Here is an 11469-nt window from a genome sequence, read left to right as displayed (position 1 = left end):
GAGAAGAGAGGGAGAGAANAGGGGAGAGAAAAGAGGAGTGAATTGAGCTGGNTACCNAACACGAAAGCCTACAAAAAGCTTTATCACAAGATTAAATCCCATAATCCCAGGATGGTGTAATTACTACCGAAATGTTTGCAGTAAGAAAACATTCAAATCCGAAGACAACATATTATGGAATATGCTTAGAGCTTGGACAGTAAGCAGGAAAAAGAAAGAGACACCATTGATTAAAGCTCTTAAAAAATATTTCTCATACGGAAAACACGGATTCTGGAAATTCCAAACAAAAGGAGCAGTCCTCTATCACCACGCCGAAACAGGAATATTGAGACACACATTGGTTAAACCTGAAGCTTCACCCTATGACGGAAACTGGACTTACTGGAGCAAAAGACGAGGTACATATTCTGGGACACCAACAAGAGTCGCAAAACTCTTAAAGAAACAAAAAGGTATATGTCCTCAATGTAAGCAATACTTTACACCTGAAGACTTGATAGAAGTTGACCACATTATCCCCAAATCGAAAGGTGGAAAGGATACCTACAACAATCTTCAAGCTCTACATCGTCACTGTCATGATGTCAAAAGCAAAAATGACTACCTCTACGATTGGTTAGAAAATGGCTATGAATGGAAAGACGATGTGTTAACAGTACCTATGACAAAGGACTAATTGCCGAGAGCCGTGTGAGGTGAAAGTCTCATGCACGGTTCGGAATGGGAGTCGTGGTAGGTGACTACCACTTCGACCCCTAATCAATAGATAATGTTTTCTCGAACCACCCTTCCCCCTCTTCCCCATCCCTGTCTCAACAGATAATTGTATTACCCGAGCAGTATTGCCCCATCTCCCCCATCTCTGTCTCAAGAAACAATTTTGAAAACCTACGCAGTATTGGTAAGCTAACTATGGTTATTATTCTTGATTCCTACTAGCAAGATTAATGCGATCGCTCAATGTAGATAATTGTTGCGAAAGTTCCCAATCTTTTTTCTGTAACTTAGAGATTTTATCGCAACTATATAGAACCGTTGTGTGATCTTTTCCACCAAATTCTTCCCCAATTCTGGGTAAACTTAAATCGGTATGTTGGCGCATTAAGTACATTCCAATTTGTCGGGCTAAACTAATTTCTCGACGGCGTGAACTACTTTTTAAATCCTCAACCGATAGGTGAAAATTTTCGGCAACAATGGTGATAATAATCTCAGGAGAAATCGTAATTTGTTCCATAGGAGGATTTAACACAGGGGCAATATTTTCCACATTCATCGGCAGTCCAGAAATAGAAATATAGGTGACTGTCCTAATTAATGCCCCTTCTAATTCTCGAATATTTGATGTGTAATTAGTGGCGATATATTCAATTACATCACGGGGTAATCTAATGTTTTCATACTCTGCTTTTTTTTGTAAAATAGCCATTCTTGTTTCCCAATCTGGTACTTGAATATCGGCGATTAATCCCATAGAAAAACGAGACACTAATCTATCTTGTAACGTGGGAATTCTTTGGGGAGGTCGATCAGAAGCAATCACCACTTGTTTTCCTGCTTCGTGTAAAGTATTAAAGGTATGAAAAAACTCTTCTTGGGTGTATTCTTTATCCTCAATAAACTGAATATCATCCACTAATAAAATGTCAGCAGTCCGATAATGTTCTCTAAAAAATTCCATACTATCTTGACGAATAGAAGCAATTAAATCATTAGTAAATTGTTCAGTAGAAACATAAAAAACATTAGCATTAGGGTACAATTCTAGGCGATAATGGGCGATGGCTTGCATTAAATGGGTTTTTCCTAAACCAACACCACCACACAAAAATAAGGGGTTAAACTCCCTTCCTGGTGATTCAGAAACGGCTAAAGAAGCAGCATGAGCCATTCTATTGGTGGGGCCTACTACAAAGCGAGAAAAATTATAATTAGGGTTTAATTGACTTAGTTTAGGGGAGTCTTGAATCAACTTATTGGTAGCATTTTTATGAGTTAAGTTCTCATTATTTTTATCAATAAGTCTTAAGTTTTTTTCCTGTTCAGTAGTTAACTTTATTTCGACTGGATAACCAACAACTCCCTCCACTTCTTCCATAATCAAAGGATAATAAGTTTTTCGTAAATGATTAACAATGAAAGTATTTTCTACTTGAATAATTAAACAATCATCTTGCACAGTTTGTACAGTTGCCGAAGCAAACCACGTTTCATAAGCAGTGGAATTTAATCGAATTTTAAGACGCTCAAGAACTTGATTCCAAATGTACTGAGGTGATATAGTCATTCTTAGTTTAAAGTTAAATTTTTGCAATGAAATAGAATTTTCTCAAATCAATTAAGACTTTAATCTATCCCAACAACAAAAATAAAAACGAGGGTTAGGGATTAGGGATAGAAAAAAATAAAATTATATAAGTGTCATAATGGATATAGAACTTTTAAGATGGACAGAAATCTATGATAAACCTTAATTTAGAAATAGCTCAAGTCGGTAATCCTATCTTAAGACAACAAGCTCAACTGGTGCAGGATCTTACTGACCAAAAATTACAGCAACTGATGGATACCCTCTTAACCACAGCTAGGGATGCCAACGGGGTTGGTATTGCTGCACCCCAAGTATCTCAATCTTACCGTTTATTTGTTGTATGTTCCCATCCTAACCCCCGTTATCCTGATGCACCGATGATGGACCCTACCATCATGATTAACCCTCGTATCATCTCCCATAACGATGAAATAGTCAAAGGTTGGGAAGGATGTTTGAGTGTTCCGGGAGTAAGGGGTTTAGTACCTAGATATAAGGTAATTACGGTTGAATATTTAGATCGTTATGGTAAGTTACAGCAGCAAAAATTAAAGGATTTCGTGGCCAGGATTTTTCAACATGAATTAGATCATCTTAATGGTATTTTGTTTATCGATCGGGTAGACAAATCTGAAGATTTAGTAGATCAGGAATCTTTGGCAGCTTCTTAACTTTTCTTAAGCGATAATCAGTAATCATACTAATGACAATTAGATATATTTACTTTACTATTGGACTTTGGACAAAAAAAGTTTGTTAGCGTATATTTTACGCTAAACTAAAATCCCAAAATATCGGCTCTGTATCAGTCAATAAAATTGGCTGACAAATAGGGCTAATCTATAGATTCTGAGGAAAACTAAGGAGCTTTTAAGTTTTCAGTTGATTTTTTGCTCCCTTTCTTGATAACATCATGACGAGTTCGTGGGGCTTTTTTGTAACCTTTAATACGTCCGGAAGAAAAACCTCGACGTTTGGGAAATTTGGCGAAAGTCCCCAAGGTCGTAATTATTCTTGAAAAGTCTCTTTGAACTAGACTAGGGGTGATTTTGATGGATTTATTAGTCTTCAAATACTGTTCCCAATCACGGGGTAAAACCACAGCTAATTTTCTGGCAGCCCACAAATTTACAGAAGAAAGAAGTGTTAGTTTAAACCAATTTTCTTCATGATGTACATCGGGAGTTAAATAAGATGTCATCAATAATCTTTGTTTACCAAATCGAAAAAGATGTTCCATGTCATAACGTTGTCGATAACACTGATAACAATCAACTAAACTTAACTCATCGCGCCGAGAACCAATAACAATAAGCCACATAGGTTTCCAAATACTATTTCTTTCTTGATCTCTGACAACAATCTGGAGTAAAGTAAAGGGGTGATTGTTCATTTTATAGTTTTTAGTTCCTCTCATTAACATCTGTTTCCATCCCGAAATAGTCACTGTTAATTGACGACCTTTTTTCGTTGTAAAGGGAACATGATGAACTTCATCAGGTTCAGTCCAAGTTTGGTCATCTTTAAGGTCAAATTTATCCCCATACCAACGGGGATGTCCCGAAGTTTTGGCTTGATTTGGGTCCCGAATAAATTGACGATAAAAAACTCGGTCACTTCTAACTCTTGTAATAGTAACTACGTCTTCATGCTTAACTTGTTCCCCAATAAAATCCTTTTGGCTGTAGTCACTATCAGCCACTAATACAGATAATTTATCAGAAAATAAAGAACTTTGCCAGATTTTTTTAGTTGTTGATTGCCTTGATTTACTCCTTTATGTTTAGAGGGGAATCGCTCTCCTGATAAGGGGACAGCCCAAGGGACTTTTTCTGTGTCTATTTGGTCAGGTAAAGCGCAGACAACGGAATAACAATGTCCAATATTAATGGGTTTATTTCCCTTAATTGGATTGGGGTAATGAATAAAGGTTTTATCCGCTAACGTTTCGGCAAACGGTCGTGGACAGGGAGTTGTGTCAATACCAAATAAGTTATAATGTTTTGAAGTGGGAGGAATTGTTCTCGATACCGCTGAAAATAAAGTCTCAATTCTCTGTTCATAATTAGGGTCAGTTTGAGTGGGTAAAAACTCTTGAATTCCTCTATATAAACTGTTATAATCTCTTCTAAATAAAGGGTTGAGAGACAATTCAACGACTGAGTGAGCTTGTTGGTTACTGGAGAGGGCATCGAGTAATTCTATAATAGTTTCTTTTCTAGCTTTTAGTCCTTGGAAGAGGTTAGACCTCCACACCAGGAATTCCTCGACAGACGTAGCCGTTTCATTTTTGGTCATTTTTAAAATTTATTACCTTATAAATTAGCGGAATATATACGCTAACATCAAAAAAGGTTGTTTGTTACAGTTAAGGCTAATGTCATCACATTCCGAACTTAAGACCAGTCAAGATGTCCACCTGAGAGCCAAACAAATTAAGAGTCTAATTCGCTCTCTTAAACAGAAAATAAAGAAAATTGAACGGGAAGGGGAAGTAGCACCAGCTAATTGTCATATTATTCGTTATCAGGTTAATGGAAAGGGAACAATCTACTGGTATTATAAACTACAGGCTGCTGAATCAATTTTTCCTATGGCCACTAATAATGAGAAAAAAACCAAATATAAATATTTAGGACGAGCCGGAAGTTCTGCTCATATTGATGCTGTAGAAAAACTCACTAGGAGAAATCTCATTGATGAATTAGAACGAGTCATTCAATCTCTAACTGAAAGCTACTTAGATATCTATATTGGAACCGAAACTGAATGAAGCTATTTAATATTTAAAATCCCCTAAAAAGATGGAAAGAGAGTTTTTAAAATCACCTTAATTCTCTATTTTAGCTCTGGAGATATGTTTAGCGTAAAATTTACACTAACAATTGTTTTTTATCCAAAGTCCAATTAGTTGGGAACAACCAAATGCTCTGAATTTGGGTCATCAGTTTGATGATATCATTATCGCTCAAACTCCTCAATCAACTCCTGAACCCACCAGTTTAATTGGTTTATTGCTTGTGGGTGCATCCGCTTTAGGTTTGCGTCGTCAAGGATAAAAACATCTAAAATTTAAGATTTTTCAAAAAGAAGACTTATTTTATAGTCTTCTTTTTTTGTGTTAGTTTATACTCCATAAAAATCTTCATCTAATATCTGTTCAAAAGGAAAAACTAAAACTGTTGTTGAATCAAGTGTATGACTGTGAGCAATTATTTTTTATTAATCTCTGATGTCCCTCCGAATAACATCAACATTCCTAAGAGCAAAATTGCGATCGCAATAACTCCTAAAACCCAGTCTAGTGTTGTGTTAGGTTCCATATCTTAGTGTCGCTCAATAGTATTATCAAATCTGCTTGAGTAGAAAAGTAGATTAATTCTATTATTACACAAGGCTTGATTAAAGTTTCAAAACAAATTTCAGCCTCCGAACTCCTAATAAAATCTCTGGGTTGGGATAGGATCATATAAAAACATAAAATTAGAGATGATATTCCTCCCCCTACTCCTGGCCAATAACACAACCATAGACAACGCACCGCCCCAAGAAATTGTTCAACCCCAAGAGGTTCGTCCCTTACCTGGAAAACTGAATTCAAACCCTGTTTTTAACAGTAATAGTCCTGAATTAGTGAAAAATGAAGGAGTCTTACTATCAACTTTTCCTCCCTTGGGGAAACAAAATCCCAACGCACACTTAAATTATTTATTCCGTGGGCGGTTTGATGTTTTTGCCCATCATGTGGCCTCACCTCCGACACCAGAGGATTTACGAACCTTATATTTAGGGATTATTCTACACAACCCCACCACAACTCCCGTCACTATCAGAATTCTACAAGGTGCAAGTCATTTGAGCCAACCGGATGCCCCCTTTGTGAAATTACCCCCTCAAGTTGAAGATCCTCTAGGGAGGGTTTATGCTGGGCCTGGTAGTCGGGTAATGGGGGATATCCTTCGAGGGATTCGTCAAGACATCTTTCCCCCCAAGTTGGTTATCCCACCCAAGGAAAGTCGGATGTTACTGAATTTACCCATTCCGGTCAAAGAACTCTCCCCACCGTTAAATGGACGTTCCACCTATGTGCGTTTAGAAAGTAATGGAGGGATTTATGGAGCTAGTTTAGCTAAATATGCCCCCATTGACGAGGTTACAGGAGTTGAACGCCCCCCAACCAGGACAGAATGGGAAAAACTGCTCAAAGAAGGGGAGTTAGTCACCCCACGAGATCGCCCTCCTTCACCTCCCAACGCCAGTAACTTGATCTATGGAAGAGTAGCTGGAGTGTCTCAGGGGTCCGTTTGGAACACGAGAATAACAGATGAAACAGGATACCTGACTATTCCTGCGGTGGGAGAATCTATTTCTTATGGACTAAGTACCCTATCCGGGGGAACCTTCGGAACCAATCAAGTACAAACCGCACCTATGTTAGTGCGTTATCCTGATACAGCTTATGAAGCTCATGGCAATTATGGCGTACAATATAGCCTCACCCTACCCCTTTATAACCCAACCGGACAGCCGCAAACAGTGACGGTTCGCCTACAAACCCCTTTAAAACAAGATACTTTAACAGATGGATTACGTTTTCTGTCTCCTGTTTCTTCATCTGTTTTCTTCCGAGGACCGATTCAAGTTCGCTACATTGATGAAGAAGCAACTTGGCAAAATCGCTATTTTCATTTAGTACAACATCGAGGTCAAATGGGAGAAACCCTTGTGAGTCAAACTATTCCCCCGAAAAGATGGCGACTTGTCAGCTTGGATTTTCTTTATCCCCCTGATGCTACACCCCCTCAAGTGTTAACTATCCAAACTGATGAATAATTTTCTTAATTAATTTCATTTCATTGTAACAGAAATGGCTCTTATGGATTAACTCTTAATTATCCATTGAGCCACCGAAATTTTTAGATAATAATGGCTGTTAATTCTCCTTATCTAAATCAATAAATTCTTGAGTTTTCATTATTTTTACATTTTCAAATACATTTAAAATAAGTAAGTCTTGATCTCCTGTAATAATAGATTCTACTTTTCCATCTACAGCTAAAGCAAGAATTTTGTTGTCTTTTGGATCACGGCAAATATTGATAATTTCTCTAACTTCTACAAATTTAACTGTTTTGAGAAAATTACTCAGAAAAAACCTTCGTTCAAATTGAGTTACATATTTATCAAATTTAGGTCTAAATAAAACATCTTCTACTTCTAATAGAAGAGAGGAAGACATTAATACTTTACCGATATTTTGAGCTTTGTTCAAAGCTTGACGTGCTTTGCTATTTTTGAACAAAACAGCACTAACCAAAACATTGGTATCGATAACAAAGAATTGTTTACGGTTCATTAATAATTGATTCTAAAATTTCTGGGGTTAAACCTCTAGCTATTGCTCTATCACTTATTTCGTCCATGATTTTTCTTAAGAATTCAAGATCATTTTCATCTTCTCTTTTAAGTAAAAGGGTAATAAGATATTGAATTTGTTGTTTTTCTTCTGGGGAAGAAATTTCATAAGCTTCTGCAATTTCAGAAGGAACTTCAAGAGTAATTGTAGTCATGTTTATTACTTAATTATTAGAAATCATTATAACATAATCAATTGATGGCATTTTCTGGAAGTCCTCGATCGCTATCAGCTAAACGATCTTCAAAAATTAATTTAATGGCACTTTTTAAGCTTTATTTTGCTTCTTCAATGGTTTCTCCTTGACCATTAGCACCAGGAATTTCAGGACAAATAGCCCAATATCCTCCTTCTTCTGCTGCTTCAATAATTGCTGTTAATTCTCCTTTCATAATTGTTTTCTAGATAATTTATTTACTTATAATAACGCAAAAATAGACAATACTGAATATTTAATCCATTTCATCATCATGAGGTAAAGTTTCCATTTCTTCAGCAATCAAATCTTGAAAAGTTTCACCTATAAGCTTGTTTAATTCCTTTGTCAAAAACTAAATAAATTTTGATTAGGCAACTTCAAGAGTATAATGTAACACAAGTAATTCATGTTCTTTTAAAATTGCCATTGCATATTCTTGTCCTTGTTTATCAGAAAATTCAACTAAATAATACTTTTCGCCTTCTCTTTCATAAACTTCTACAACCGTTCCGACTTGTCCACTAGGTAAACTTTTAACAGACTCATATTCTGGTTCAACTAATGTCAATCTTTCCTTAGCAATAGGATTAATAATAGCGACTGTGTCTAAACTTAAAATATTGGTCATAATATTCACCTAATAAATGCAGAAATCAGACGAGGGTTAGACTTATTTAAGAATTAATATTATCATAATATATTCAATTAATTACCATAAAAATCTTCATCTAATATCTGTTTTTGAAAAAAAGGACAATTTTTAGGAGATTCATTTTCTTGAGGAATACGAACCCCAAAATTAGCAAGTTTACCCTCTTTAATAGCGATTTTTCTAGCATCAGTGTAAGCTTTTTTAATGGCAGTTTCTAGATAAGATTTAAGGGACGGTGTATCTTTTAAATTTTTCTGAACTCGTTGACGATGTTCAATAATAGAACGATACCAACTATCTTTCATAGATGACGGTGCATCCTGTTGTACTTTTAGTTTAAGTAAATGAGCTAAGAGAATCATCAAATTACTTTCTAATGCTCTTTTTTCTGATTTTCCCAACTCTGTTAATTCCTCAATTAAGTTATAAATATCTAAAGAGGAAAAGTCACCCTTTTGTAATTGATAGATAGTTGTTTCTATCCATTTTTTAAAATCTTGATCGTAAAGTTTCTTAGACATATCATTAATACTTTAAAAGAATTCATACTTGATAAGTTATCTTTAAATATCCTATATTATAACTTAAAGTGGGCATTGCCCACCCTAACGAATTATTCGTGCAAGGAAGGCTAACAAACGTGAACAAAGAAAATATTACGAGAGCTTCTCTTGAAGAATGGGAAAAAATTAAGCATTGTCCCAATCTTCATTAGAAATATCTGCTTGTTTGAGTATTTCTTTTACTAAATCAATAGAAATATCTTGACTTCCATGAGGGTTAGGAATACGAATTTTTTGTGAACCTTTTGTCATAAACTGATGTTTTTTTTTACCAGAATAAGGGCCCGTATAACCTAGTGATTTAAACTTTTTGATTAAATTTCTACGAGAAATAGCTGATGGCATTTTTAAATATCAGAAACCGTTGTTACTTTAATTTGTAAATCATCTACAATGGGTAAGTTATCACCATCTTGTAGTTTTAGAATGATCCATTCTTCTAGAACTTCTAATAAGTCTTGTCTGCATTCTTCAATGGTTAATCCATTTCCCCAAACACCTTGGAAACCATCTATTTCAGCAAACCAAGTTCCATCGTTTAACCGTTTATATTTTGCTTTTTTTAAAGCTTTTTCACAATAATCAACTAATAGCATTGTACTCTTGATCAATGTACTCAATCTGAACCTATTATATTATAACTTATTTATAGTTTGTAGTATTTGCGTGGTAATTTCATATTTTTATATAACTGCAATCACTAACTTTAATAAAATAGACTAACTATAATCAAATTATAGGGTGAGCAATACCCACCCTACAATCAACATAGTACAACTTGTTCTGTCTCAGGAATGAGAGTTATTTTCTGGACTTAGAAACTGTTCCTGCTAAGATTAAACCTCCTAATGTTAACAAACCTAAAAGACCATTTGGTTCAGGGGTAGAAGGAGCAACAACAGAAGGAACTGTTAGTGTTCCCGACATTCCATACATTGCAAATAAGAAGCTAGAATCGATACCTATATTGAAACTCCCTGCTATCCATGATTGTCCAGTTGATATTCCCGATAGATTTGCGATTCCTCGAACTGGATGTGGGTTATTAGTCCCTAACTCATCGTTTAGTCTACCAAATCCCTCAAAATTTGTGCCAGTCCAGACATTCGTAAAACCAAATGGTGGGGTTCGATCAACTACATTATCTTTTTCTGTTCGGTCAATTTGTACTAATATCGATCCGTCCCACAAATCAGCGTTATTATTAGCTACCCTATTACCATCAATCAAATAAATGGGTACTCCTATATTCTCTTCTGGGTTTGTGTTTGTATTATCTCTAGCATCCACTGTTGAGGTAGAACCAATAGCATTCCAAGTGGTATCTAGATCCTTTAAAAGTGAATCTTCTGCCTTAGCTGTGGCATCGACAAAAGCATTATAATCACTAATTTGAGTGCTAAGTGCATTCCTGGTTGTTGAGGTAACAAACACTAAACGATACTGATCACCAGGATTAAGATCGGAAGGAATGAGAGTTAAAGCTTGGACTAATTGAGGGTTTCCGAAATTAGCCCAAGCAACACCTGATAAAATACTGAAAGATAATGATTTGAAGTTAATTTGTAACTTGTTCCAACCAATGATAGAATTTATTTGAAAATTAATCGTAATTGCTCACCGCAATAAAGAATCTGTCTTGACAACATAAAGGTAAAATCGGGGATTTTTATGTATAGTGGGGGTTATGACCACAAATGCTACCATTGATTCAAAGCTAGTTAGAGCTATCGCCGATGAACAGTTGGCGAACAATGTCTTCATGATTGAGTGGCTAGTCAAGGCACAACAACAGTTATCTCTTCAACAAAGACTGATTGACCAGCAACAACAACAAATCTCTACACAACAGCAAGAAATTGAAAAATTGAAAGAAGAGAGAGATAAGCTAAAAAACCGTAACTCAAAAAACAGTTCAGTCCCCCCATCATCAGACCCACTAAAAAAGCCTTCTGACAAAAAGAAACGCAAAAAAGGATTTAAACGCGGACCAAAATATGACCACCCAGGGAAGACCCGTAATGGTTTTGGTCAGCCCGATAAGATAGTCCCTTTAGAACTAGAAAACTGTCCTGTTTGTGGGGGTTCAGTGGAACGAGATGAAGTAGTTCCCGAAAAAGTCCAGCAAGTGGCTGAAGTAGTAGACCAACCCATAGAAATCAGGGAATATCGTCGCGGATTCTATAAATGTCCTAGTTGTGGATGGTCAGATTACAGTCCTGTTCCATTGGGAGTTAAAGAAGGATTCCGTTATGGGGCGCGATTAAGTAGCATCCTGGGCTGGCTTGGCTATGGGGGTAATCTTACATGGCGTAAACAGGAACA

At 36.1% G+C, this 11469-nt stretch carries 14 protein-coding genes and 3 pseudogenes; 6 read left to right on the top strand and 11 right to left on the bottom strand.

Features of this window, described 5'->3' with window-relative positions; all coding sequences use genetic code 11:
- Positions 1-73: 73 nt before the first annotated feature.
- A pseudogene (locus CWATDRAFT_RS25400) lies at positions 74-679 on the top strand (group II intron maturase-specific domain-containing protein); the annotation flags it as partial.
- 243 nt (positions 680-922) lie between these two features.
- Here CWATDRAFT_RS25400 and dnaA read toward each other — a convergent pair.
- Positions 923-2290 (bottom strand): chromosomal replication initiator protein DnaA, encoded by a 1368-nt coding sequence (dnaA, locus tag CWATDRAFT_RS25395; RefSeq protein WP_007307688.1) that lies wholly within the window; start codon positions 2288-2290, stop codon positions 923-925.
- Positions 2291-2463: 173 nt separating this feature from the next.
- On the opposite strand from dnaA, the gene def reads away from it, so the two are divergent.
- Positions 2464-2985 carry a peptide deformylase gene (gene def, locus CWATDRAFT_RS25390; RefSeq protein ID WP_007307687.1) on the top strand — a complete coding sequence of 174 codons (522 nt, stop codon included), beginning with the start codon at positions 2464-2466 and terminating at the stop codon, positions 2983-2985.
- A gap of 188 nt (positions 2986-3173) precedes the next feature.
- Here def and CWATDRAFT_RS40505 read toward each other — a convergent pair.
- Positions 3174-4612: pseudogene (locus CWATDRAFT_RS40505) on the bottom strand (NF041680 family putative transposase).
- Between the two features lie 79 nt (positions 4613-4691).
- Here CWATDRAFT_RS40505 and CWATDRAFT_RS25380 point away from each other — a divergent pair.
- Both CWATDRAFT_RS25380 and CWATDRAFT_RS36275 read left to right on the top strand, forming a co-directional pair.
- Positions 4692-5087 (top strand): hypothetical protein, encoded by a 396-nt coding sequence (locus CWATDRAFT_RS25380; protein ID WP_007303072.1) that lies wholly within the window; start codon positions 4692-4694, stop codon positions 5085-5087.
- A 112-nt stretch (positions 5088-5199) separates the two neighbouring features.
- Positions 5200-5373, top strand: a complete 174-nt coding sequence (locus CWATDRAFT_RS36275) for a PEP-CTERM sorting domain-containing protein (RefSeq protein WP_081451010.1) — start codon at positions 5200-5202, stop codon at positions 5371-5373.
- Positions 5374-5526: 153 nt separating this feature from the next.
- On the opposite strand, the gene CWATDRAFT_RS25375 is transcribed toward CWATDRAFT_RS36275, so the two are convergent.
- Positions 5527-5637: a hypothetical protein gene (locus tag CWATDRAFT_RS25375; protein ID WP_035828749.1), complete on the bottom strand. Its 111-nt coding sequence runs from the start codon at positions 5635-5637 to the stop codon at positions 5527-5529.
- A gap of 166 nt (positions 5638-5803) precedes the next feature.
- Between CWATDRAFT_RS25375 and CWATDRAFT_RS25370 the strand changes: the two genes are divergently transcribed.
- Complete coding sequence (locus CWATDRAFT_RS25370) at positions 5804-7147, top strand: DUF3370 domain-containing protein (RefSeq protein WP_007307684.1); 1344 nt, start codon at positions 5804-5806, stop codon at positions 7145-7147.
- A 100-nt stretch (positions 7148-7247) separates the two neighbouring features.
- Here CWATDRAFT_RS25370 and CWATDRAFT_RS25365 read toward each other — a convergent pair whose 3' ends face one another.
- The 8 genes from CWATDRAFT_RS25365 to CWATDRAFT_RS25335 form a co-directional block, all read right to left on the bottom strand.
- On the bottom strand, positions 7248-7670 hold the full coding sequence (locus CWATDRAFT_RS25365) for a putative toxin-antitoxin system toxin component, PIN family (protein WP_007307683.1): 423 nt from the start codon (positions 7668-7670) through the stop codon (positions 7248-7250).
- On the bottom strand, positions 7660-7884 hold the full coding sequence (locus CWATDRAFT_RS25360) for a hypothetical protein (protein ID WP_007307682.1): 225 nt from the start codon (positions 7882-7884) through the stop codon (positions 7660-7662). Before CWATDRAFT_RS25360 ends, CWATDRAFT_RS25365 begins: the two co-directional genes overlap by 11 nt.
- A gap of 121 nt (positions 7885-8005) precedes the next feature.
- Positions 8006-8122: a type II toxin-antitoxin system HicB family antitoxin gene (locus CWATDRAFT_RS36270; protein WP_007307681.1), complete on the bottom strand. Its 117-nt coding sequence runs from the start codon at positions 8120-8122 to the stop codon at positions 8006-8008.
- Positions 8123-8296: 174 nt separating this feature from the next.
- Positions 8297-8557 (bottom strand): DUF4926 domain-containing protein, encoded by a 261-nt coding sequence (locus CWATDRAFT_RS25355; protein WP_007307680.1) that lies wholly within the window; start codon positions 8555-8557, stop codon positions 8297-8299.
- 77 nt (positions 8558-8634) lie between these two features.
- Positions 8635-9102: a DUF29 domain-containing protein gene (locus tag CWATDRAFT_RS25350; protein WP_007307679.1), complete on the bottom strand. Its 468-nt coding sequence runs from the start codon at positions 9100-9102 to the stop codon at positions 8635-8637.
- Between the two features lie 168 nt (positions 9103-9270).
- Positions 9271-9489 (bottom strand): type II toxin-antitoxin system HicA family toxin, encoded by a 219-nt coding sequence (locus tag CWATDRAFT_RS25345; protein WP_007307678.1) that lies wholly within the window; start codon positions 9487-9489, stop codon positions 9271-9273.
- Positions 9490-9491: 2 nt separating this feature from the next.
- A complete protein-coding gene (locus CWATDRAFT_RS25340; protein WP_232287201.1) occupies positions 9492-9764 on the bottom strand; it encodes a type II toxin-antitoxin system HicB family antitoxin in 273 nt (90 codons plus the stop codon).
- 181 nt (positions 9765-9945) lie between these two features.
- Positions 9946-10578: a hypothetical protein gene (locus tag CWATDRAFT_RS25335; RefSeq protein ID WP_007307676.1), complete on the bottom strand. Its 633-nt coding sequence runs from the start codon at positions 10576-10578 to the stop codon at positions 9946-9948.
- 244 nt (positions 10579-10822) lie between these two features.
- Here CWATDRAFT_RS25335 and CWATDRAFT_RS25330 point away from each other — a divergent pair.
- Positions 10823-11469, top strand: a pseudogene (locus CWATDRAFT_RS25330) (IS66-like element ISCwa4 family transposase); the annotation flags it as partial.

The organism is Crocosphaera watsonii WH 8501, from assembly GCF_000167195.1.
Classification (GTDB): Bacteria; Cyanobacteriota; Cyanobacteriia; order Cyanobacteriales; family Microcystaceae; genus Crocosphaera; species Crocosphaera watsonii.
This window is presented reverse-complemented; position numbering and strand designations above follow the sequence as displayed.